The sequence below is a fragment of the Flammeovirga pectinis genome, assembly GCF_003970675.1.
GTDB classification, from domain to species: Bacteria; Bacteroidota; Bacteroidia; order Cytophagales; family Flammeovirgaceae; genus Flammeovirga; species Flammeovirga pectinis.
The window spans coordinates 4,835,051-4,857,500 of record NZ_CP034562.1 but is presented as its reverse complement, the minus strand read 5'-3'; the positions used below and the strand labels follow the sequence as shown (position 1 = coordinate 4,857,500).

The 22,450-nt window shown below is 31.7% G+C and carries 24 protein-coding genes, 4 tRNA genes and 1 rRNA gene (1 of these 29 only partly in view); 5 read left to right on the top strand and 24 right to left on the bottom strand.

The window, feature by feature from the left end; all coding sequences use genetic code 11:
- Both egtD and EI427_RS19135 read left to right on the top strand, forming a co-directional pair.
- Positions 1-477: the 3' portion of an L-histidine N(alpha)-methyltransferase gene (gene egtD / locus EI427_RS19140; protein WP_126617753.1), read on the top strand. Its footprint begins 462 nt before the window's first position; the window shows 477 of its 939 coding nt (coding positions 463-939); the start codon falls outside the window, past its left edge; its stop codon occupies positions 475-477.
- Between the two features lie 42 nt (positions 478-519).
- Positions 520-981, top strand: coding sequence for a DUF4268 domain-containing protein (locus EI427_RS19135; RefSeq protein ID WP_126617751.1), 462 nt, complete (start codon positions 520-522; stop codon positions 979-981).
- A gap of 57 nt (positions 982-1,038) precedes the next feature.
- Here the strand turns inward: EI427_RS19135 and EI427_RS19130 are convergent, their stop codons facing one another.
- From EI427_RS19130 to EI427_RS19080, 11 genes are all read right to left on the bottom strand, one after another.
- Positions 1,039-2,556 carry a SulP family inorganic anion transporter gene (locus EI427_RS19130; protein WP_126617749.1) on the bottom strand — a complete coding sequence of 506 codons (1,518 nt, stop codon included), beginning with the start codon at positions 2,554-2,556 and terminating at the stop codon, positions 1,039-1,041.
- Positions 2,557-2,760: 204 nt separating this feature from the next.
- A complete protein-coding gene (gene pfkA / locus EI427_RS19125) occupies positions 2,761-3,732 on the bottom strand; it encodes a 6-phosphofructokinase (RefSeq protein WP_126617747.1) in 972 nt (323 codons plus the stop codon).
- A 35-nt stretch (positions 3,733-3,767) separates the two neighbouring features.
- Entirely contained in the window at positions 3,768-4,586 is an 819-nt protein-coding gene (proC, locus tag EI427_RS19120) for a pyrroline-5-carboxylate reductase (protein WP_126617745.1), read from the bottom strand.
- Between the two features lie 119 nt (positions 4,587-4,705).
- A complete protein-coding gene (gene ftsY / locus EI427_RS19115; protein ID WP_126617743.1) occupies positions 4,706-5,698 on the bottom strand; it encodes a signal recognition particle-docking protein FtsY in 993 nt (330 codons plus the stop codon).
- 224 nt (positions 5,699-5,922) lie between these two features.
- Positions 5,923-6,075 carry a DUF4295 domain-containing protein gene (locus EI427_RS19110; RefSeq protein WP_126617741.1) on the bottom strand — a complete coding sequence of 51 codons (153 nt, stop codon included), beginning with the start codon at positions 6,073-6,075 and terminating at the stop codon, positions 5,923-5,925.
- Between the two features lie 2 nt (positions 6,076-6,077).
- Complete coding sequence (gene rpmG / locus EI427_RS19105; protein WP_126617740.1) at positions 6,078-6,260, bottom strand: 50S ribosomal protein L33; 183 nt, start codon at positions 6,258-6,260, stop codon at positions 6,078-6,080.
- 46 nt (positions 6,261-6,306) lie between these two features.
- Positions 6,307-6,543: a 50S ribosomal protein L28 gene (gene rpmB / locus EI427_RS19100; protein ID WP_126617738.1), complete on the bottom strand. Its 237-nt coding sequence runs from the start codon at positions 6,541-6,543 to the stop codon at positions 6,307-6,309.
- 204 nt (positions 6,544-6,747) lie between these two features.
- A tRNA-Thr gene (locus EI427_RS19095) sits at positions 6,748-6,820 on the bottom strand.
- A gap of 62 nt (positions 6,821-6,882) precedes the next feature.
- Positions 6,883-6,958, bottom strand: a tRNA-Thr gene (locus EI427_RS19090).
- A gap of 45 nt (positions 6,959-7,003) precedes the next feature.
- Positions 7,004-7,076, bottom strand: a tRNA-Thr gene (locus EI427_RS19085).
- A 47-nt stretch (positions 7,077-7,123) separates the two neighbouring features.
- Positions 7,124-7,196 (bottom strand) — tRNA-Thr (locus tag EI427_RS19080).
- A 131-nt stretch (positions 7,197-7,327) separates the two neighbouring features.
- On the opposite strand from EI427_RS19080, the gene EI427_RS19075 reads away from it, so the two are divergent.
- Positions 7,328-8,050 (top strand): TVP38/TMEM64 family protein, encoded by a 723-nt coding sequence (locus tag EI427_RS19075; RefSeq protein ID WP_126617736.1) that lies wholly within the window; start codon positions 7,328-7,330, stop codon positions 8,048-8,050.
- A gap of 40 nt (positions 8,051-8,090) precedes the next feature.
- On the opposite strand, the gene EI427_RS19070 is transcribed toward EI427_RS19075, so the two are convergent.
- The 7 genes from EI427_RS19070 to EI427_RS19040 form a co-directional block, all read right to left on the bottom strand.
- Complete coding sequence (locus EI427_RS19070) at positions 8,091-8,972, bottom strand: hypothetical protein (RefSeq protein WP_126617734.1); 882 nt, start codon at positions 8,970-8,972, stop codon at positions 8,091-8,093.
- A gap of 99 nt (positions 8,973-9,071) precedes the next feature.
- Positions 9,072-10,298 carry a CHASE2 domain-containing protein gene (locus EI427_RS19065; protein WP_126617732.1) on the bottom strand — a complete coding sequence of 409 codons (1,227 nt, stop codon included), beginning with the start codon at positions 10,296-10,298 and terminating at the stop codon, positions 9,072-9,074.
- 89 nt (positions 10,299-10,387) lie between these two features.
- The gene (locus EI427_RS19060; protein WP_126617730.1) at positions 10,388-10,591 is read right to left on the bottom strand and encodes a hypothetical protein; all 204 of its coding nucleotides are present in this window, start codon (positions 10,589-10,591) and stop codon (positions 10,388-10,390) included.
- Positions 10,592-10,676: 85 nt separating this feature from the next.
- Positions 10,677-13,034, bottom strand: coding sequence for a WG repeat-containing protein (locus EI427_RS19055; RefSeq protein ID WP_126617728.1), 2,358 nt, complete (start codon positions 13,032-13,034; stop codon positions 10,677-10,679).
- Positions 13,035-13,057: 23 nt separating this feature from the next.
- Entirely contained in the window at positions 13,058-13,672 is a 615-nt protein-coding gene (locus EI427_RS19050; protein ID WP_126617726.1) for an NUDIX hydrolase, read from the bottom strand.
- A 76-nt stretch (positions 13,673-13,748) separates the two neighbouring features.
- On the bottom strand, positions 13,749-14,129 hold the full coding sequence (gene gcvH, locus EI427_RS19045; RefSeq protein WP_126617724.1) for a glycine cleavage system protein GcvH: 381 nt from the start codon (positions 14,127-14,129) through the stop codon (positions 13,749-13,751).
- A 143-nt stretch (positions 14,130-14,272) separates the two neighbouring features.
- The gene (locus tag EI427_RS19040) at positions 14,273-14,626 is read right to left on the bottom strand and encodes a hypothetical protein (protein WP_126617723.1); all 354 of its coding nucleotides are present in this window, start codon (positions 14,624-14,626) and stop codon (positions 14,273-14,275) included.
- Positions 14,627-14,714: 88 nt separating this feature from the next.
- Here EI427_RS19040 and dxr point away from each other — a divergent pair, with 88 nt between their 5' ends.
- Together dxr and rseP are read left to right on the top strand one after the other, a co-directional pair.
- Positions 14,715-15,866: a 1-deoxy-D-xylulose-5-phosphate reductoisomerase gene (gene dxr / locus EI427_RS19035; protein WP_126618487.1), complete on the top strand. Its 1,152-nt coding sequence runs from the start codon at positions 14,715-14,717 to the stop codon at positions 15,864-15,866.
- A gap of 60 nt (positions 15,867-15,926) precedes the next feature.
- The gene (gene rseP / locus EI427_RS19030; RefSeq protein WP_126617721.1) at positions 15,927-17,279 is read left to right on the top strand and encodes an RIP metalloprotease RseP; all 1,353 of its coding nucleotides are present in this window, start codon (positions 15,927-15,929) and stop codon (positions 17,277-17,279) included.
- A gap of 63 nt (positions 17,280-17,342) precedes the next feature.
- Here rseP and EI427_RS19025 read toward each other — a convergent pair whose 3' ends face one another.
- The 6 genes from EI427_RS19025 to rrf all read right to left on the bottom strand — a co-directional run bounded on the left by EI427_RS19025 (position 17,343) and on the right by rrf (position 22,414).
- On the bottom strand, positions 17,343-18,335 hold the full coding sequence (locus EI427_RS19025; protein ID WP_126617719.1) for a TerB family tellurite resistance protein: 993 nt from the start codon (positions 18,333-18,335) through the stop codon (positions 17,343-17,345).
- A gap of 39 nt (positions 18,336-18,374) precedes the next feature.
- On the bottom strand, positions 18,375-18,680 hold the full coding sequence (gene trxA / locus EI427_RS19020) for a thioredoxin (RefSeq protein WP_126617717.1): 306 nt from the start codon (positions 18,678-18,680) through the stop codon (positions 18,375-18,377).
- 147 nt (positions 18,681-18,827) lie between these two features.
- On the bottom strand, positions 18,828-20,387 hold the full coding sequence (locus EI427_RS19015) for an Rne/Rng family ribonuclease (RefSeq protein WP_126617715.1): 1,560 nt from the start codon (positions 20,385-20,387) through the stop codon (positions 18,828-18,830).
- A 373-nt stretch (positions 20,388-20,760) separates the two neighbouring features.
- Positions 20,761-21,630: a tetratricopeptide repeat protein gene (locus EI427_RS19010; protein ID WP_126617713.1), complete on the bottom strand. Its 870-nt coding sequence runs from the start codon at positions 21,628-21,630 to the stop codon at positions 20,761-20,763.
- A gap of 81 nt (positions 21,631-21,711) precedes the next feature.
- Positions 21,712-22,062, bottom strand: a complete 351-nt coding sequence (locus tag EI427_RS19005) for an HU family DNA-binding protein (RefSeq protein WP_240050295.1) — start codon at positions 22,060-22,062, stop codon at positions 21,712-21,714.
- Positions 22,063-22,302: 240 nt separating this feature from the next.
- Positions 22,303-22,414, bottom strand: a 5S ribosomal RNA gene (gene rrf / locus EI427_RS19000).
- Positions 22,415-22,450 lie beyond the last annotated feature (36 nt).

Sequence of the window (22,450 nt, the reverse complement as noted above, 5' to 3'; positions counted from 1 at the left end):
GGTAATATGAATGACAACCAAGCTAGTAATTTTATAGAGCACTTAGATAAAGTAATGAATGTTGGTGATAGTATTTTTATTGGTTTAGATTTAATTAAAGCAAAGGAAATAGTACTCCCTGCCTATAATGATGATAGAGGCATAACTGCAGCTTTCAATTTAAACCTTTTAGAAAGAATGAATAGAGAGTTAAATGCAAACTTTATTATTGATCAATTCCAACATTATGCTACTTATACAGAAAAAGAAGGGATTGCAAAGAGTTATATTAAGAGTAAGGTAAATCAAACTGTTTATATTAAAGCATTAGAACAAAACTATTCGTTTAGCGAAAATGAATTAATTCATACAGAAGTTAGTCGTAAATATGACTTAGATATTATTCGAAAAATAATAGAGAATACCTCTCTAAAATTAACACATCAGTTTACTGACAATAAACAATATTTCACAAATTTAGTCTTAAAAAAATCTTAGATTGAGTATAATTAAAGAACTTTAAAAAAGGAAAAAGACTATATGTTTTCGAAAGAAGAAGCTTCTAGATTTAGATCCGAATTTTGGACCAAATTTGGAAAAATGATGGCTCCTTACAAATCTCAAAATGGGACTAAAGTAAATTGGACCAATTATAAAACTGGAATTAAAAATATATACTTCAAAATGGATGTTGATAGTAAAAAAGCATCCATCGGTATTTACCTAACTCATAAAGACCCCGAAATTCAAGAAATTTATTTCCAACAATTTATTGATATGAAAGATTATATCCATTCAATTTTAGGCGAGGAATGGATATGGGAGCTAAATACTAAAAATGAAATAGGTCAAGTTGTTACTAAAATATATTTTGAACAGAAGGGGTTGAATATGTATAAAGAAAATGATTGGGCTGATATCTATCAATTCTTACAACCAAGAATACTAAAACTCGATGAGTTTTGGGATGATACTAAAGATGTTTTCAAAAATCTTGCTTAAAACAGAAAAGGGTTACTTGCACAATACAAGTAACCCTTTCCTTTTTATATTGAATGCCTATGCATCATACACAACAGCATAATGAGGATCATGATCATGATCTATCTCTACATGCGATTTTGCTTTTGCTAATAGCTCTACACAATCCTGACTTAAATGAATGAATGTAACTTCTTTTCCATACTCTTCATATTTATCAGATATCTTATTGATTGCTTCTATACCTGACAGATCAGCTACTCTACTTTCAGAGAAGTCAATAATAACCTTTTCTGGATCGCTTTTAAAATCAAATTTTTCAAAAAAGTTAGTTGCAGAACCAAAGAATAATGGACCGTATATTTCGTAATGTTTACGTCCAAATTCATCTGTTTTCTTTCTTGCTCGAATACGAACCGCATTATCCCAAGCGAATGATAAAGCTGACATAATAATACCAATAACAACTGCTACTGCAAGATCTTCTATTACTGTTACAATAGATACTGTTAATAATACGATAACATCAAATTTTGGTACTTTATTTAATACTCTTAGGCTAGACCATTCAAATGTACCAATCGCTACCATGAACATTACACCTACTAAAGCTGCAATTGGAATTTGCTCAATGATTGATGATAACACAATTACAAAAGATAATAATGCTACTGCAGCAATAATACCTGACCATCTTTGTCGAGCTCCTGATTGGATGTTGATCATAGATTGACCAATCATTGCACAGCCACCCATGCCTCCTGTAAATCCGGAAATAATATTACCTAAACCTTGAGCAACACTTTCACGATTACCACTACCTCTAGTTTCTGTAATTTCATCTATTAGTGTCAATGTCAAAAGACTTTCTATTAAACCAACACCAGCTACTTTTAAAGAAAAAGGTAAAATGATTAATAATGTTTCCATATCAAAAGGAACATTTGGAATTATAATAGATGGTAAGCCTCCTGAAATAGAAGCCATGTCTCCTACCGTTGGAGTTTCTACACCAAAACCAATAACAATACCACTTACTACAGCAATTGCCATTAATGGAGAAGGTACAATTTTAGTTAATTTTGGTAGGTATTGAATAACAAGCATTGCTAAAACAACCAACCCTAACATAATATACAATGGTGAACCAGACATCCACTCACCTGCTTTTGTATGAAATTGGCTAAACTGAGCTTTAAAAATCACGATTGCTAATCCGTTTACAAAGCCTAACATTACTGGATGAGGCACTAAACGAATAAATTTACCTAGTTTTAATGCTCCTACTAATATCTGAAAGACACCTCCAAGTATAATAGCAGGGAATAAGTAATCAACTCCTTGAGTTGCAATTAAAGGCATTACTACAACAGCAATTGCACCTGTAGCACCTGAAATCATACCAGGTCTACCCCCTAAAACTGCTGTTATCAATCCCATTACAAATGCTGCATATAACCCTACTAAAGGAGATACACCTGCAATAAATGAAAAAGCAATAGCTTCGGGAACTAAGGCAATAGCTACAGTTAATCCAGATAAGATTTCTGTTTTGAAATCTGTACCCTTTAAACTTAATTGAATATTTTGTTTCATTAGTTTACGAAATGTTTACTCAAATTTTATTGAGCATTGTTTGAAAGTTGAGATATTATATATTTTTGACTTTAAGTAGTCGTTTATTTCAGAGTACTATAGAATCACATTGGAGTGAATGTTACGATATAAAAAAAGGAATAAACGCAAAACTACTGTTTTATACGTTTATTCCATATTTTATTTTCAGAATAATACTGAATCTTAGCTATTTAAGATCTTAACCATCTTAATTAAATCTACGTCTAATGCCTTTTTCTTATTAATAGCATCATTAAATGAAGTATAAACAATTTTATCATCAATGATACCTGACATCACATTATTCTTACCTTCTAACAATCCTTCTACAGCAGCAATACCCATTCTACTTGCAATAATTCTATCAATTGCACTTGGTGAACCACCTCTCTGTATATGACCTAAATTAGATACTCTAATGTCTAAATTTGGCAATGCCTCTTTTGCTTTTTGTGCAATAAAATGAGCATTCCCTATTTCTTCTCCTTCTGCTACAACAACAATATGAGAAGGCTTTTCATTCTCTCCTCCACTTTTTAATGTTGCAATAACATCATCAATAGAATCTGGATTTTCTGGAACAAGAATCTTCTCAGCTCCACCACCAATACCGCATTGCATTGCAATAAAACCAGCATCACGTCCCATTACTTCAACAAAAAACACTCTATCGTGTGATGATGCTGTATCTCTAATTTTATCAATTGCATCTAATGCAGTATTTACTGCAGTATCAAAACCAATTGTATAATCTGTTCCATAAAGATCATTATCAATAGTACCAGGACACCCAATTGTTGGGATTCCAAAGTTTTCCATTAATAATTCAGCACCAGTAAATGTACCATTACCACCAATAGCTACTAGACCTTCAATACCTTCTTTTACACAATTATCATAAGCTACTTTTCTCCACTTAATATCTCTAAACTCATCACATCTAGCAGATTTAAGAATTGTACCTCCTTGACCAATAATATTACTTACAGAGTAAGAAGTCATTGGTACAAAGTCTCCATCGATCATACCTCTATAACCTCTTCTAATACCTACAACCTCAATACCATGATACAAAGCAGTTCTAACTACTGCTCTAACACATGCATTCATTCCTGGAGCATCTCCACCTGATGTAAAAACGGCTATTTTTTTCACTGAAATATTCGGTTAATTATTTATAAATCGGTTTTCTATTTTTTATCAAAATCATCAGCAATAACATCTATCGCTTTGAAAGATGTTTTTACTCCTTTTATTAAAGAAGAGCTAAACCCTTGATGTTCCATTTCATTTAATCCTGCTATAGTGCACCCTTTAGGTGTTGTCACTTTATCAATTTCATGCTCAGGATGATTTCCTGTTTCCATTAATAAAGAAGCTGCTCCTTTTACAGTTTGCGCTGCAATTAATTGAGAAACTTGAGCTCCAAAACCAATTTCAATTCCTCCTTGGGATGCTGCTCTAATAAAACGCATTGCATATGCAATTCCACAAGCACCTAAAACAGTTGCGGCAGACATTAAACTTTCGTCAATAATAATTGCTTCTCCTAATTGAGAAAACAAATTTACTAACATATCTTTTTGTATTTGCGTTCCATTAACAGTTGCTATGCAAGTCATAGATTCACGAATAGCAATTGCAGTATTAGGCATTGATCTAAATACAGGTTGATTATTACCTAAAACACCACTCATATCATCCAAAGTTATTCCAGTGACTACAGAAGTAACAATCTGATTTGGTAACAATTCTGGTTGTAACTCTTCCATAATAGATTTTATTTGGAAAGGCTTAATTGCAAGAATAATAAGATCGGCATTTTTTACTGCTTCTTTATTATTATTAGACACATTTACACCTTTATCAGATAATTTCTTTAGAAGAGATATATTTCTTCTTGTCACAGTTAAATTAGTAGCATCAATGTAATTACTTACTATTAATCCTTCAGCAATCGCTTGCCCTAAATTACCACCACCGATAATAGTAATCTTGCTTGGTTTCATAATCAATTTGTTAGTTTAATCGAATAATTAATTCTCTTAGAATAAAAGTCTAAGGAATACACAAAAGAGCCATGTATTTAATAATTAACACATGGCTCTTTTTTATTTCAAGAATTTATTTAGGATTTAGTAGCGTCTCGACCACCAAATAATGATTCAACAAATTCCATTTTTCGGAAAGCTTGTAGATGTTCAACACCCTCGCCTACTCCTATATATTTTACTGGTATTTTAAATTCATCAGAAATACCTATCACTACACCACCTTTAGCAGTACCATCAAGTTTTGTTATTGCTAACCCTGTAACTTCGGTAGCTTTAGTAAATTCTCTTGCTTGGTTTACTGCATTTTGTCCAGTAGACCCATCTAAAACTAATATAACTTCGTGAGGCACATCTGCTGTAACCTTTTGCATTACTCGCTTAATTTTAGATAACTCATTCATAAGATTTACCTTATTATGAAGTCTTCCCGCAGTATCTACTATTACAATATCTGCATTAGTTTCTACCCCTCTTTTAACAGCATCAAAAGCTACTGCAGATGGATCTGTATTCATACCTTTTGATACAACATCAACACCTGTTCTTTCACCCCAAAGTTTTAATTGGTCTACAGCAGCTGCTCTGAAAGTATCTGCTGCGCCAAGTACAACTTTATATCCTTTAGATTTAAATTTAGCAGAAAGTTTACCAATAGTTGTTGTTTTACCAACACCATTAACTCCTACAACAAGGATAACATATGGCCCTTCTATACCTTCTGGAATAGTATAACCTTCTACATCCTCACTTTTATTTTCATCTAAAAGACTTGCAATTTCTTCATGAAGAATTTTATTCAGTTCTGTTGCGCTAACATATTTATCTTTTGCAACACGAGCTTCAATTCTATCAATTATTTTTAATGTAGTTTCAACTCCTACATCAGAAGTTACTAGAATCTCTTCTAGATTATCTAATACCTCGTCATCAACTTTAGATTTACCTGCAACCGCTTTACTAATCTTATCGAAGATTGTTCCACGTGATTTTTCAAGACCCTTATCAAGGTTTTCTTTTTCCTTTTCAGTGATCTCAGTTTTTCCAAAAATTTTCTTAAAGAAGCCCATTTTGTTGCTACGATTTAATCAAAAATTAACTAGGATGTATTACTCTACCTACTGCGAAAATAACTCTCAAAAAGTTAAAATCCAATATGATAAGCTTGATATATATTCAATATAAATGATTTCTTTAAATGTGAGAAATACATATATGGATATATAACAAAAAACCCCACAATCGTGTTGTGGGGCTTTTTCGAAAGAAATTGTAAAGCTTTCTACAAGAAAAATTACTTAGCTAAGTAATCTTTAACTTGATCTTCAATGATAATCTCTTCTTTGAACGTGTATGCACCCGTTTTAGGAGATCTCACGGCTTTCACCACTTTAGCGTATTTTACGCCACCTTCTTTCTTAAGTGTTGCTACTACTTTCTTAGCCATAATTACTTAATTTCACGGTGAATTGTGTATTTCTTTAATACCGGGTTGAACTTACGTCTTTCTAGACGATCTGGTGTGTTCTTACGGTTTTTTGTTGTGATATATCTTGAAGTACCTGACATGCCAGTTGCTTTATGCTCTGTACATTCAAGAATCACTTGTACTCTGTTGCCTTTCTTAGCCATGACTTATTCTTTGTGGTACTCTGTACCAAATTTAAACCAAGTTTAATTAGAAAGTTTTACCTTCTTTACGCGCTTTCTTCAAGACAGCAGAAATGCCATTCTTGTTGATAGTTCTTATTGCGCTTGAAGAAACTTTTAACGTTATCCAACGATCCTCTTCAGGAATGTAGAAACGCTTTGTGTGCAAGTTAGGGTAGAACTTACGTTTGGTCTTATTGTTTGCGTGTGAAACATTATTACCAACTCTCGTTCTTTTACCTGTAATATCGCAGATTCTAGACATCTTTTTATATTTTTAATTAACGAGTCCGCAAATAACTGAATTATTTCATAAACATCAAATAATCAAACACTTACACTAGGTAAATTTTCGATTCATTAACGAATAATCCATAATTCAGAGCGTTAATAATGAAAAAAACCCACTCAAAAGCTATATCACACAAAATATATAATATTGCCTTTAAAAGGGTTTTTCATTACTATGAGCCTCCTATAGGAGTCGAACCTACGACCTACTGATTACAAATCAGTTGCTCTACCAGCTGAGCTAAGGAGGCAATACATATTTCGTCTTTAACCCAGTGCCGAATTTGTTTCCAAATTGCCTGACTCCAAGACATGGAGCCTCCTATAGGAGTCGAACCTACGACCTACTGATTACAAATCAGTTGCTCTACCAGCTGAGCTAAGGAGGCGTGTCAAATCAATCCGCACGTCTTGCGAATGTTTGAGCTATATTGAGCCTCCTATAGGAGTCGAACCTACGACCTACTGATTACAAATCAGTTGCTCTACCAGCTGAGCTAAGGAGGCTAATAATTTATATAATACGACCACACGTTTTGTGGAAGATTTAACAGAGCCTCCTATAGGAGTCGAACCTACGACCTACTGATTACAAATCAGTTGCTCTACCAGCTGAGCTAAGGAGGCAATTGCACATATCAAAAACACTGTTTCTGATAAAAGCGATGCAAATATAGATTCTTAAATTTAAATACACAACTATAAATAGTTTTTTTTTACCTTGCAGTATACAAATTGACATTTATTCAAGGAAAAACATGAAATTTAAAGACCTGAAAAATATTATAAGCCAAAATTCATCTTCTTTTTCTGTTGGAGGGGGTCTTAGTATTTTACCTATTATTACTAGTTCTAGTATTGCAACAATAGGCTTTGCTTATGAAAATACCATTCAAAATTTTCCATTAGAGTATTGGATTGTATTCTTTATTTGCTCAAGTTTCACAATGGCATTTGCTTTAACTCCTACTACTTTTATGGCTTTATTTACAGGTTATTTTTTAGGATGGAATGCTCTTATAGGTATGATCCCTGCCTATATAATTGCAGCATATCTATGTTATTTTGTTGTAAAATGGATTGATCAAGGAAAGTTTAGTAAATCAATAGAGAAGTATCCTATCGCTACTGTAATTATTAAAACTGTTCATAAATCACCGTTAAAAATTGTAGCTTTCACGAAATTATCCCCTATTCTGCCTTTTGCTCTTAGTAATCTATTACTTGCATGGGCTAAAACTCCTATCAAAGAATTTCTACTTGGAAGCTTAATTGGAATGTTGCCTAGAACGATAATATCAATTTGGGTAGGAAAATCTATTGTTGATATTCAAGATTTATCTAACCCCAATACAAACACATATACACAACTTATAGTTGGAGGGTTAATTGTACTTTCTATTGTAGGTTTAACTCAAATATTTACGAAAAGTATAAATAAGGAAATGGAAGAATTAAAAAAAAGCCACCAAGATGATTAAATCATCAAGGTGGCTCTTAAAACACGTTTTTCTTTAGAGGTTAACTACCATATCTCGTTTGGAAATTTTGATACATTTTCACGTATTGTTCATCACCATTAGATAAGTTTATAGCTTGTTCATATGCAGTAGATGCATTTACAATAAAGCCTTTATCTTCATAGTATTTTGCTAAAATCAATTTCCCTATAGCAGTTTCATTAGATTTTAATTGCTCTAATTCTCTTACTGTTTCTTCTGAATCTCCTTCTTTATACACTGTAAATGCATATAAATCAGAAGCTATTTTATTATTTTTAGCATCCTCTACATAATAAAATAAATACTTTTCTTCATTTAACTTTGCGTCATTTAAGTTTAAAGTATATTCCGTTCCATTCACCTCATCTTCTAATAAGATATGGTGTTTTCGATCTTTAATAAAGATTTTATAAGTTCCATTTTCTGATGATCCATCTTTTAATGCCCAGCTTAAATTAATTTCTGTTTTGATAGCATTAGAATTTATAGGAACATAAAAATAAATTGGCTTTTTCTTTAATGATCTTGTTACAGACCCATATTTAGCCTGAGTCGATGCTTCTTCTCCTGATCCTGTTAGTTCATCTTTAATGAAGTCAACATATCTAGATACTAAATCATTCTCTTTCTGACCTAACTCTTTTTCTAATGTATTCACCTGGTATGTACCTGGTTTCTTTAATTCAAGAGTACCTCCAGAAATATACGCTAACCCAAGATAAGGCGACGTTCCATTGATTATCAATTCTTGTCCTGAAAGTAACATATCTCCTGTTTGAATATTTTTACCTTCCAAAGAAACATCTCCTTTTACACCTAAAACCATAAACTTAGCTTCTTGTGCAGATACATTAAGTGTAAATAAAAGAGTTGATATAAATGTTAGCAATTTGAATTTCATAATGCCGTTAATTTTATAGTAGTTCTATTTTTTTTAATTTTAAATCAAGTAATTATACATACGATAATTTTCATTAAAAGTTATTTGCAATTTACAATTTTATATTTTCTTCTTCCACTTCTTTTTCACTCCATAGAAAACTCTTAGTAAGATTTCTGAAAATATTTCAATTAAATCACCCGAAAGTATCACTACTAGAAATAAAAGAGTAAAATTTGCATGATAATTAAATGTACCAAATAATAACATTGTTAGTGAAAGAATTACAATAGCTTCAATTAATTGTATAGATTTTGTGATTGCGTTATACCAAACAGACAAACTTCTATTCTCTACAATCCACATAAATATTACAGCATTTAAGTAACACATTAAAAATGCTAAAAAGTAACTTAACCAATCTGGCATTACATCAATGTAACTCTCATCTAATATCATAGATATTACATTTGCATGAACTACTACGCCATACATATCAGGATAACCACGTCCTACAACATTCTTATTTAATGGAGTAAAGAACTTATCGGCATCCCAAAAACCATCTGTATATTCGTTACCCATGTAACCTAATAATACAATTTTATCTTTTACAAAAGCGAAGTCTCTAGATTCATCTTTAAAATCAGAAAGGTCTAGTTTTATATATTTATCAAGATTACCTTTAAAATAAATTGTTTCTTTTTCGTTTTTTCGATCTAGAAATTTCTTTGTTTTTTCAGCATCAAATTTCTCTGCAATTTTTACTGAGAGTGCGTATTCTCTATCTCCATTTTCAAAATCAACATATACTGGAATATCTCTCCATGTTGTAAAAATCTCATCCGTTAAAACCCCTGTAAATACATGACCATGATCTGTATTTGCAACAAAGGGGGCATAAGGTAGATTTAGAGTATCAAACATTGCTTTATCTTTATTCCAGTCAGCAGGAGCACTAGCCATTACAAATGTTTTACCAACTCTATTTAAAGCTTGTGCTAACATAAAGTCACCAACAGGGTCCTTCGGTCTTGGTCCTACAAAAGTAGCGTCTATTCCCATTACCTTTGGTTGAGCATCCGCTAACCTCATTATTTGCTTAGCAATCCCTTTCCTATCTAAATTTCCAATATTTACTAAAACTATATCTTTTTCAAATGATTCTTTTTTATTATCACGAAGCTTTGAATAGTAAATATCTGTTAGTTCAAAGTTTTCAAATACTTGTTCAAAAACATTAAATATTTCTACTTGAATATTTGAGACCTGAAGTAATCCCATAAAAGCAAAAACAAATATAGTTGCAAATAGAGCGTCCTTATTGAAGAGTTTTATCTTAGTCATAGTGTTATGTAAAGTGTAAGCATAAAAATGCCTCTATTCACTTATAACGTAAATAGAGGCATAATAATATATAAAAGGATGTCAATTATCTAACTTTGTATATATAAATCAATTGAACCATCTGAATATTTTTCTACTTGAACTCCATCCATTAAAACTGACAAATTATTTGAGGTATTTAATATGTCTTTCTTATTGGAAACGTGATTACTATCATTTTCATGAATAACAAAAGCAAAAGAGCAAAACAATAAAATAAAAATAGGAAGTAATATTTTAATTGAATTTGTCATAATAGATAATTTGGTGTAATCTATTAAACTCAAAGTTGTTAATTTTCGTTGCAAAATCAACTATAACAAATCATAACGACTTATATTACAATAGCTTACGATAAATTTCTTTTCCTTTATATTTCAAGGAAAACCACTCTTTGTTTGATAATAGTTTTATGCTATTGTACCTCTGTGGCCAAATCAGAAAACCATCAATTCTATCAATACCTAATTTATCTTGTTCATTTACTATAACGTAATCATTTCCTAGATCAGTTATATTATCGTATTTACCATATATACCTTTAATTCCACCTGGTGTATAAATCCCCATTTCTCCTCCTTTTTCCCAAACATACCAATTATTATAAGGAGAGCGTTCTACATTTTCATAATTAAAAGGAATAATATTCTTACCTGAATGATTAATAACACCCCACTTACCTCGTAACTTTGCCTTAGCCATATCTTCTTTTAATGGCATCAATTCTTGATATTTTGGTTGAAGTACTATTTGATCTTCTTTATTAATGTACCCCCACCTATTATTTAATTCAAAAGCAGATAGTCCTTCAGAAAATGGCTTTACAGCTTGATACCTACAAGAGAGTCTCATTCGTCCAAGATAATCCATAAAACCGTACCTTTCTCCTACTTTTACAGCAGCGAACCCTTCGGTTGGTTGTTCTATAGTAGAATACTGAGTATATGCATTTCTTAATGGTTCACCATCTTCATCAAATACAGATTTATACAGCCATGTACTATCTAAATACATATCTACTCTATCATTTTTTAGATGGGATAAATCTAAAGAATCATATCTTGTATGAAGTGTTAACTCTCCTTTATTAGTAAGGAGTCCATAATTCCCTCTTCTTTTCATAACTACAAATCCATCAGTAAACGATTCTACTGTAGCTGAGTCTGTTCTAAACCATTCGATACCATTAATATCTAATGTACCCCATTGTTGATTATCTTCGAAATAGAATAGTCCTTGTGATATTGTCTTCAAACGGTCAATAATTGGTGTAATTTCCCATTTTTTTTCCAAATCAATAACACCATAATAATCTGAAGTACGTACTACTGCATAAGGGCCAACAAAAGATTCAGCATCTTTAAATTGAGGTTCGATCCATTCTGATAGGTCTGCATTTAAATATCCATACAACCTAGCTCTACGCACTAAATACTTTCCTTGAGAAAATTCTCCGATCATATCGTATTTATGCATTGTTAAATTCTCCCCTTGTTTATTATAAACATCTGGATAGCTTTCTTTATCTAAGGTCCAATAATGACCTGTAGGCATTCGCTTTATGCTATTATATTTAACGGGTACTATTAATACTCCATTTATATCACAAACACCAAATTTATTATTTTTGTTTACGATAGCCTGCCCGTCAATAAAATCACTTACTTCAGAATAAAAATTATAAAATTTGTTTTTACCTGTTGAAGTAGCTATACCTACCTTACCTGATGTATAATATCTAATTAAGCTATCTCCTGCAAAAGATAAACTATCACAATACCATGTTGAAAGTAATTTTTTATTAATATCACCTAATTCTATCTTTGGAAATTTTTCTGCTATAATAGATGAATCATTAAAAGAAATTGATTTACATTTTGTTTCAAAAACAACATTTGCATTTTCATCTAGTAACCCTAACCGACCATTTCTATTTAATAGTAACTTCTTTTGTTTATGGTACCATTTCCAATTTGAATAAAATTCTTCCGAATAATGTTCTCCATTGTGGTATACAAAAAGCCATTCCCCTTTCTGAGTCATAGCTGCTAGTAATTTATTACCAGCCCATTTAACTGTTATAAAATCAAGAGGTAAAACCCATTCTCCTTTTAAATTAATAACTCCTTGAACTCCATTGTTTTTTGCTACTAACAACGGTAAACCTCCAGCTAGAAACCGTAAACTTTGAAACGTTATTGGAATAATTTCTTTACCATTTGTATCTACGGCACCTAATCTTCCTTTTTTATTTTCAACAATAGAAATTCCGTCAGAATAATAATTAAGAAACTTAAATTGAGGTGATATAATAACTTTTCCTTTAGTATTAATAACTCCCCAAACGTCATTCTTTTTTACACCAACTAAATTTCCATAAAAAAGAGGAGACCTTGTTGTATCCGCATCATCAGCCCAACCAAATCTATCATAATAGTCATCTGTCAACCTTTTTCCTTTAGTATTGATAAGTGAGTATCCTTCTCTAGTTTTTACAACTGCTATACCAACGTTTGAAAAATTAAATGCATTCTCGAATTGAGGACTTATTTTCCAATCAATATCAGTATCTTTTTTAAAACCATACAAACCTGAATCTTCAGCTTGAATTGCTTTTAAATTTTGAGCATTACTAATTGTAGTATAACTAAATACAATTAATGCTATAATAATTTTTTTGATGTATATAGGATTCATTACAGGAATTAATACCGAATATTTTACTTAAAAAATGCCTTAATAACATCCTTAATAGACTTATAGGTGTTTTTAAGTACAATGTTATTTATTTCGTTTTTGGTCATCCATATAACTTCTTCTATCCCTTCCTCAATTTGAGGTTGTTCTTTAAAAGCTTCTTTATATAAATGCATATCATACCAATATGTATGTTTTAATACATACTTACCTTTAAATACATAGGTATGGTACGTTTCAATTAATAAATTCTCAATTTTTGAAGGAACACCTGTTTCTTCTTCTACCTCTCTAATTGCACAAATTTCTAAACTTTCATCCTTTTCTAGATGCCCTTTTGGAATATCATAAACTCCATTTCTTTTTATTATTAGAAACTTATCTTCATTCCTTACAATACCTCCAGCAGCAATTCGAACTTGAAATTTATTTAATAATGCTTTCTTCTCTTTTGTTAAATTTGACGTATAAAAAAGGTATTTTGGTGCTCCAGAAATATCACCATTCTCAGCTGATAAATATCTTGACCATAAAGTATCAGCAGAAGCATTACCATAGATAATAAATTGCTCTTCTTTTGGGTGTTTATCAGTACTTGCTCTTAACTCAAAAGATATATTTCCTGTATAAAACTGCATAAATTGGGTTATTTAAAATAAAAAAGAGTTGAACAACGTGTGCTCAACTCTTCTTTTCTTATCTAGAAAAAGAAATTTAGTTAGCAACTTCTTTTTGGTATGCTTCACTATCCATTAAAGCTTCAACTTCTGACAAGTCAGCTACTTTAATTTTAATCATCCAACCTTCACCGTAAGGGTCTGAGTTTACTAATTCAGGAGCTGAGTCAATTGCTTCGTTCATTTCTACAACTTCTCCGTTCACTGGCATAAATAAATCAGAAACAGTTTTTACTGCTTCTACAGAGCCAAATACTTCACCTTCTGCAACTTCTTCGTCTTCTGATGTAATATCAACATAAACAATATCTCCTAATTCGCTTTGAGCAAATTCTGTGATACCGATGTATGCAAATTCACCTTCAACACGTACCCATTCGTGATCTTTAGTATACTTTAATTCTGCAGGAAAATTCATAATTTTTTTACTAAGTATGTGATTATTATTTTATGGTCATCTTCATCGAGATAAAAATGAATGCTCAAAGAAACAACGAAAGTGAGATATATCCAATAGTATTGAAGGTATAAAAAAGTTATTTATAATAAATCTTTCTTAAGCTAAGGTTCAACATCTTTTACTAAAAACTTAATTGTATTTACTTCTACCACAGTATTTCCTATTTCTAGTTTCATTTGGAGTAAAATATCTTCTCTACTAGGTAAGATTAATTGCTTTTGAATTAAAAAATTATTGCTATCAGTAGCACATTCTAAAGACAAATCAACTAACTTATTTACTAGTGAGTCTTTATTCTCTAAACGTATAATTACATACGTATAGAGTAATGCTTTAGGGCTTTTTTTCTGAGCTGATACAAAAATTTCATCATCGTTTATTATATCTATCCATGATTCATCAAGAGAAATTCTATTTTCTTGACCAAAACATGAAAATGTTTGTAATGAAATCATAAAAAGGATACATAAAATAGCTTTAGGTGCTAACTTGTATCCTCTAAATTGATTCGCATATTTTGCGATGCTAAAAAAGAAAGATTTTATGACTTTAAAATCAATTGCGATACTAGGATCTACCGGATCAATCGGCACACAGGCACTTGATGTAATCAGAGCAAACTCTGCCCTTTTTTCTGTAAGTATTTTATCTGCAGGAAATAATGTTGACCTTCTCATTCAGCAATGTATTGAGTTTCAACCAAAATATGCCATTATTGGCAATAAAGACAAGTTTACAATCCTTAAAGAAGGACTTATAAATACAAATGTAACTGTTTTAGCTACAGTAGATGGTATTTGTGAAGCTTTAGAACAAGCTCACTCAGATATTGTTCTAACTGCTTTAGTTGGTTATGCTGGTTTAAAGCCAACATTAACAGCTATTGATAAAGGAATTACAATAGCTCTAGCAAACAAAGAAACTTTAGTTGTAGCGGGTGAATTAGTTACTCAAAAAGCTAAAGAGAATAATGTTTCAATTATTCCTGTTGACTCAGAACACTCTGCAATATTTCAATGTTTAGTAGGCGAAGAAAGTAATCCAATTGAAAAAGTTATTTTAACTGCTTCAGGTGGGCCATTTAGAGGAAAAAAGAAAGAAGAACTTTTAGGTGTAACTAAAGCCCAAGCATTAAAACATCCAAACTGGAGCATGGGAGCTAAAATTACAATTGATTCTGCTTCTTTAATGAATAAAGGACTAGAAGTAATTGAAGCTAAATGGTTATTTGATGTTGAAGACAATCAGATTGATGTTGTTGTTCACCCTCAATCTATTGTGCATTCATTGGTTCAATTTGAAGACGGTAGTTTAAAAGCTCAGCTTGGGCTACCTGATATGAAATTACCTATTCAGTATGCTTTAGGGTATCCAAAAAGAATTATTTCAAATTTTGAAAGATTTAATTTTGCAGCATACCCAACATTAACGTTTGAAGCTCCTGATAAGGATACATTTGTTAATCTTCAATTAGCATATAGAGCACTAGCTGATAAAGGAAATTCTGCATGTATCTTGAATGCTGCAAATGAAATTGCTGTTGAGCGTTTTCTAAATGATGAAATCAAATTTTTAGAAATTGCTGAGTTAAATGCTTATTGCATGGAAAATTATAAGCATATCTTAACCCCTAATTATACTGACTACGTTCAAACAGACACCGATGTTAGGGAATTAGCAAAAAGTTGGAAATAAATTAATAATTATCACTTAAATACAATCTGATTTATCAAGTTGTATGATTTATATTTAAGAATGGAAGGACTTATAATGGCCGCTCAATTGTTAGCGGGATTATCAATATTAGTAGGAATACACGAATTTGGGCATTTCTTTGCTGCAAAAATTTTTAAAATTAAAGTAAATAAATTTTATCTATTTTTTGATTTCTTATTCCCTTTTCCAAATCTTCTGAAATTTTCAATTTTTAAAATTAAAAGAGGAGATACGGAATATGGTTTAGGTTGGTTTCCAATGGGTGGCTATGTTGACATTGCCGGTATGATAGACGAATCTAAAGGTGCTGATGATCTAGAATCAGAACCTCAACCTTGGGAGTTTAGAACTAAACCAGCCTGGCAACGTCTTATCGTTATGCTCGGAGGTATAATAATGAATGTAATTACAGGTATTATTATTTTTATTGGTTTAGCTTATACTACAGGAGAACGTTTTATACCAATTTCCGAAATTAACCAATATGGCATTTATGCTAGTGAGCTTGGTGAAAAAGTTGGATTAGAAACAGGGGATAAAATTGTTAATCTAAGTGGAGAAGATGCAAAGCAATTTAGAGATTTAGTAGATCCAAATTTCTTGTTAGAAGAGAATAGCTATATCACAGTACTTCGTGATAACAAGAAAGTCCGTATAGATATTCCAAAAGAAATGATTGAATGGATGAGTGAAGATAAGTTTAAAAAAATGTCTTACGTTTATCCAAGAGATCCGTTCTATGTAAAACGAGTTTTACCTGCAACTCCTGCAGATAAAGGAGGGTTAAAAGCAGATGATGTTCCAATTGCAATAAATGGAAAAGATCTTCCTTATTTTAATGAATTTAGAAAAGAATTAGAAATTCAATCTGGAAAACAAATTGAACTTACTGTTCTAAGAAATGATCAACCATTAAAACTCCAAATTAGAGTCTCTGATGAAGGTACTTTAGGATTTGAGATGAGGTCTAGATTAAAAGCTGAATATAAAAATTATTCGTTTTTAGAAGCTATTCCAGTTGGAGCTCAAGAAGCATTTAATGTAATTACTGTACAAATAAAAGCTTTTGGTAAACTCTTTAGAGGTGAAGTTTCTGCTAGTAAATCTGTAAGTAGTCCAATTGGTATTGCTGAGGTTTATGGAGGAACATGGCACTGGATTCAATTTTGGACAATTACTGGTATGCTATCGATGGTTTTAGCCTTCATGAACTTACTACCAATACCGGCCTTAGATGGTGGTCATGTTGTTTTCTTAACGTATGAGATAATTACAGGAAGAAAACCTTCAGAAAAGGTATTAATGGTTGCACAACAAATCGGTATGCTAATATTATTATCAATTATGGTTTTTGCCTTCGGAAATGATATTTTCAAACTAATATCTAGATAAGATTACTATTAGAATTCAAGAATAAAAAAGCTCTTCAAGTTAAACTTGAAGAGCTTTTTTATATTAGTTATACTCAAATAAAGTTGTTCGCATCTTAGCGATCTTGGCTTCGGTATCAACTAAATAATAAATTGTTTGAGCAATATCTTCAGAAATATCTAAAAGTTTAGCTACTCTATCTGTTGCCTCTTTTTCTTGTTCCGGAAATTCTGCATCTGCACTGGCCATTTTTATAGCATTATATAATAAAGTTCTTTTAAAATTAATCGTTACATCAACTTTCAAATTATCTATTACTTCTTCTAAATTTCCTTTAGAAAAATCATATTCCATCACTTCTTTTGCTATTTCTTTTGGCGTATTAGATACTTTAACAAATTGTTCAAAATACCAATTCTTTTCTGCCTCAGAAATAACACCATCCGCTCCTGCAATTATCATTAATGCAAAACCATAATTTCTTTGTGTTTGCTCACAAGTTAACTTAACACCAAATGTATTTCTTTCTAATATTGAAGCAGGTTTCATATTTAACTTATCAAGATCTACAATAGGATATCCTTCTTCTTCTAATTCGAATAAGGATTTTCTAATCATTTCAAGTGACTTTTCTGTATTTACCAAGCCTTCAATAGTTCTAGCAATAAAGTAAGGAACCCCCAATATTTCAGCAGCTTTCCATACTGCTTCCTTTTCTTGTTGAGAATAAACATTATCAGCACGTGCCATCATTACTGCATCATATACTAATGTTCTTTTATAATTCATAGGAACATTAATATCTAAGTTTGATAGTAACTCAGCTAAATCAACATTTTTAAAATCAAATTTTTTAACTTCTTCGATTTCTTCATCTGAAGCACCTATAACTTCCAAGAAGTCTGAAAAAACCCAATCTAATTCTTCTTGAGATATCTCTCCATCTGCACCTGCAATAGCCAATAATGCCTTAACATAATCCATCCATGTCTTTGATTGAACTTCCTTGCAAGAATGAATTGTTGTTGCTAATGGTGATGCTTGTATTATTTCTTGATCTATATTGAATTCAGACATACACAGTATTTATAAATAAGCTTCAATTACGCGTCTAATTTAATTAGACAAATGACGATCCAATATTTTTAAAAGTTCATGTTCTGGTAAAACACCAGAGTTCCTCCAAATAATTTTCCCCTTATGAAATAATATTAATGTTGGTATACTTTTAATTTGATACTTCAACATTACAGATTGGTTTTTATCCGAGTTTACCTTTACAACTTTTAATCTATCTCCCATTTTTGTTTTTACTGATTTAATTGTCGGAGCTAACATATGACAAGGTTGACACCAATCTGCATAAAAGTCAACTAAAACAGGTGTATCAGATTTATTAATTAGGTTACTAAATTTTGACATCTTGTATTATTTAAATCTTAGATTCTAGAATGAAAATATAAACATATGAAACGAAATCATATTAATTTAGTTTCATATGTTTATATTTCAATAGGTTGTATAAAAGAAAAGCTTCTACCACATCTTGTGTGATAGAAGCTAATCAGATCATTTTAAAGAAATTTCTTCATCATGATGATCAAAAAACTTGTATTCAGATAGTCCTAGTGACGAATCTTCAAATATTTTAATCCATTTGAAATGTTTAAAGAACCATTTCATTCTTCTAGAAGGAAAACCTCCTGTAAAGTAAGAGAATAAATATGGATGAACACCAACTTTAATCTTGTGGTCATTCTGATTCTCCATCAGGTGCATAATCTCTGTTTCAATTTGATCTGCAATCGCAATTGAAGCTGTTATTTTACCTGTACCGTTACAAGTTGGGCACTTCTCTTTAGTTACTATACTTAGTTCAGGTCTCACTCGCTGCCTTGTGATCTGCACTAAACCAAATTTACTCAATGGTAGAACTGTGTGTTTAGAGCGATCTGCTTTCATCTCCGCCTTCATATGCTGATACAACTTTTGCTTGTGTTCAGCTTTCTTCATATCAATGAAGTCAATAACGATGATGCCACCCATATCACGTAAACGTAATTGACGAGCGATTTCTGTAGCAGCCTCTATATTTACGTTGAATGCAGTAGCTTCTTGATTGTTCTCTGCATTCGACTTGTTTCCACTATTAACATCAATAACATGGAGAGCTTCAGTATGTTCTATTACCAAATATCCTCCACTTCCTAAGCTAACAGTTTGTCCAAAGAGTGTCTTTAATTGCTTTTCAATACCGAAGTGTTCAAAAAGCTTTGCTTTACCTGAATAGAATTTCACTATTCCGGCTTTGTCTGGTGCGATTTGTAGAATAAAACGTCTTATTTCTTCATATGCATCTTTGTCATCGACAGTAATGCTATCAAAAGATTCATTTAAGATATCTCTTAACATTGAAGTAGCACGGTTTATTTCTCCAATTACTTTCTCTCTAGGTTTTGCAACTTTAAGTTTTTCAACACCTTCTGCCCATTTTAGGTTTAGGTCTCTTAAATCCTTATCTAATTCAGATACTTCTTTTCCTTCTGCAACTGTCCTTATAATAACTCCGAAATTTTCAGGCTTTATAGAATTTACAAGTTTCAACAACCTGCGTCTTTCTCCTGCATCTGTAATTTTCTTAGATATATTGACAGTATTACTAAAAGGAACTAGTACTAAGTACCGTCCTGCTAAAGAGAGTTCACATGATAATCTTGGTCCTTTTGTTGATATTGGCTCTTTAACAACCTGAACCATAATCTTTTGATTTTGTTTCAGGACATCATTGATTTTTCCAAGTTTATCAATTTCTGGTTCTAGACGAAACTGCTTCAGGCTCTCATTCACATGTTTGTGATGCTTTCCTTGTGCGAGTTTTATAAACTTCAAGAGTGATTTTACTTTTGGACCTAAATCCAAATAATGTAAGAAGGCGTCCTTTTCATATCCAATGTCTATAAATGCAGCATTTAGACCTGGAACTACTTTACGAACAACTCCTAAATAGATATCACCTACTTGAAATTTTGTTTCGTCATTATCATAGTGAAGTTCTACCAGACTTTTATCTCGCATAAGGGCAATTCTGCTTCCTTCCTGCGTTGAATTGATAACTAATTCATTACTCAACTCGATAAAAGTTTAAGGTTAATAATTAATTTATAAGTACATACAATGTATGTGTATCTACGTTTAGATACTTCACTTTTTTATAATGAAAAACCTTGTCCTAGATTCACTAGAGCAAGGTTATCATTAAGTTGCGACTAGAACATTACTTTTTCTTGTGTCTGTTCTTTCTAAGTCTTTTCTTTCTCTTGTGAGTCGCGATCTTATGTCTTTTTCTTTTCTTACCGCAAGGCATATTTCTTACAGTTAACGTGTTTGAAATCTTTTCTAAAATACATCCGATCAATGAAGTCATCAACCGAACGAATGTGCAATTTAGAATAAAAAATGTAGAAAGACGAATTTAATATCTATTTTTCTACTTTTATTTACATTAATTCACCCATTCAGAGAGATATTGAGCAGATGTTACACGAATATCCTCAGAATCAGCATTTTTATTAATAAATTCTAGCTCTTCAATTGCTTGATTTGTCTTACCTACTTCCTTTAAAGATAAAGCTAAATAAAATCTAGCTTCCATATCTTCTGGGTATAATTTTTTCAATTGAGTAAACCTCCCAACAGCTTTTTCATATTGACCTGACTGCATTGAAAGTAAGCCTAAATTAAAAATAGCTAATTGATGATCCGGCTCTTCAGTAAGAACTTCCCTTATTAAGGTAATACCTTGCATTGGAGATGAAGACACAACATAGGTCATACCTAACTTGACTTTAGAATTTAAATCCTTTGGGTTAATCTTTAAATACTTATCATAATTAGATCTTGCTAAGGTTGCCATCTTACTTGACTTCTCATCGCTCATTGCAAAAGTAAAAGCATCATAATAGGCATCCGCTGCCAATCTAAGATCTTCAGTATTATTTGCAGCTCCATATAAAGCTAATTTCCATTCTGCTGCTCTGTCAAATTTATTCATACGAATCAATAAATCATATGCTTTGTTTGCAACATTAGCTTTATTGTCTATTCCTTTTGTTTTTCCAAACTGATCTTGAAGCGAATCTAAAATATTTTGAGTATCTGCAGGTAGTTTATCAGAATGAGCTGCTGCCATATCTACATTATTATTACCATGATCATGCCCGTCATCTTCACTATGTTGTTCAGTTTGTGTTGTAGTTTGATTTCCTTCAACAGTACTCGCAGTATTGTCTGTAATTACTGCTTTAGGTAAAAGTGCTAATAGAATTATTAAAACTACTCCTACTCCAATTAAGCTATATTGTTTAGTTCCCATATTAAAATTGAGGTTAAAAAAATGTCCTCATCTTAAATTATTAAGATGAGGACAATTTATGCAATTCTTTGCAACTAAGTACTAGTTTTCGTTAATCAAACGTACTTTGTCACTACCTTTAATTTTTTCAACAAACTCTTTAGAAGGTTTGAAGCTTGGAATAAAGTGCTCAGGAATAGGAATTATTTCTCCTCTAGAGATATCTCTTCCTTTTTTGCTTGCACGCTTTTTATTAACAAAGCTACCAAAACGACGGATGTAGATATTATTACCTTCTGCCATCTTGTCCTTCACTACGTTAAAGAAGTCTTCCAATACTTGACCGACTACTTCTTTATCTACCTCAACCATAGTTGCTGCGTTTGAAGTCTGAGCTTCTTGACGCTTCTCAATTTTTCTGAGAATTTCTGTGATTACTTCTGCTTTAGTCACTTTAGTGATATTTTATATTTATAAGATCGACCCTCACACTTCGATTTACTCCTTAAAGAATAAACATCTGATATACAGAGGGCTGTTAGCCTAACTTGTAGTTACAAAGGTAATAATCAATACGTTAAAAAAATAGTACTTTTTCATTATAACACACTGATTAACAAATTATTGCAATAATAATTGCAAAAAAAAAGGTTAGTCAACATCTTGTGTTAACTAACCTTCTATATATAATGAATGTGGCGTCGACCTACTCTCCCGGGGGTTAACCCAGTACCATCAGCACTGTGGGGCTTAACTGCTCTGTTCGGAATGGAAAGAGGTGAACACCCACGTCATTGACACCATCAATATCTTAATGTCTTTGATCATCGAATCTAATCAC

Coding starts and splice junctions, on each gene's coding strand:
- EI427_RS19135 (WP_126617751.1), top strand. CDS start 520: ATGTTTTCGAAAGAAGAAGCTTCTAGATTTAGATCCGAATTTTGGACC.
- EI427_RS19130 (WP_126617749.1), bottom strand. CDS start 2,556: ATGAAACAAAATATTCAATTAAGTTTAAAGGGTACAGATTTCAAAACA.
- proC (WP_126617745.1), bottom strand. CDS start 4,586: ATGAAACCAAGCAAGATTACTATTATCGGTGGTGGTAATTTAGGGCAA.
- ftsY (WP_126617743.1), bottom strand. CDS start 5,698: ATGGGCTTCTTTAAGAAAATTTTTGGAAAAACTGAGATCACTGAAAAG.
- EI427_RS19110 (WP_126617741.1), bottom strand. CDS start 6,075: ATGGCTAAGAAAGTAGTAGCAACACTTAAGAAAGAAGGTGGCGTAAAA.
- rpmG (WP_126617740.1), bottom strand. CDS start 6,260: ATGGCTAAGAAAGGCAACAGAGTACAAGTGATTCTTGAATGTACAGAG.
- rpmB (WP_126617738.1), bottom strand. CDS start 6,543: ATGTCTAGAATCTGCGATATTACAGGTAAAAGAACGAGAGTTGGTAAT.
- EI427_RS19075 (WP_126617736.1), top strand. CDS start 7,328: ATGAAATTTAAAGACCTGAAAAATATTATAAGCCAAAATTCATCTTCT.
- EI427_RS19070 (WP_126617734.1), bottom strand. CDS start 8,972: ATGAAATTCAAATTGCTAACATTTATATCAACTCTTTTATTTACACTT.
- EI427_RS19065 (WP_126617732.1), bottom strand. CDS start 10,298: ATGACTAAGATAAAACTCTTCAATAAGGACGCTCTATTTGCAACTATA.
- EI427_RS19060 (WP_126617730.1), bottom strand. CDS start 10,591: ATGACAAATTCAATTAAAATATTACTTCCTATTTTTATTTTATTGTTT.
- EI427_RS19055 (WP_126617728.1), bottom strand. CDS start 13,034: ATGAATCCTATATACATCAAAAAAATTATTATAGCATTAATTGTATTT.
- EI427_RS19050 (WP_126617726.1), bottom strand. CDS start 13,672: ATGCAGTTTTATACAGGAAATATATCTTTTGAGTTAAGAGCAAGTACT.
- gcvH (WP_126617724.1), bottom strand. CDS start 14,129: ATGAATTTTCCTGCAGAATTAAAGTATACTAAAGATCACGAATGGGTA.
- EI427_RS19040 (WP_126617723.1), bottom strand. CDS start 14,626: ATGATTTCATTACAAACATTTTCATGTTTTGGTCAAGAAAATAGAATT.
- dxr (WP_126618487.1), top strand. CDS start 14,715: ATGACTTTAAAATCAATTGCGATACTAGGATCTACCGGATCAATCGGC.
- rseP (WP_126617721.1), top strand. CDS start 15,927: ATGGAAGGACTTATAATGGCCGCTCAATTGTTAGCGGGATTATCAATA.
- EI427_RS19025 (WP_126617719.1), bottom strand. CDS start 18,335: ATGTCTGAATTCAATATAGATCAAGAAATAATACAAGCATCACCATTA.
- trxA (WP_126617717.1), bottom strand. CDS start 18,680: ATGTCAAAATTTAGTAACCTAATTAATAAATCTGATACACCTGTTTTA.
- EI427_RS19010 (WP_126617713.1), bottom strand. CDS start 21,630: ATGGGAACTAAACAATATAGCTTAATTGGAGTAGGAGTAGTTTTAATA.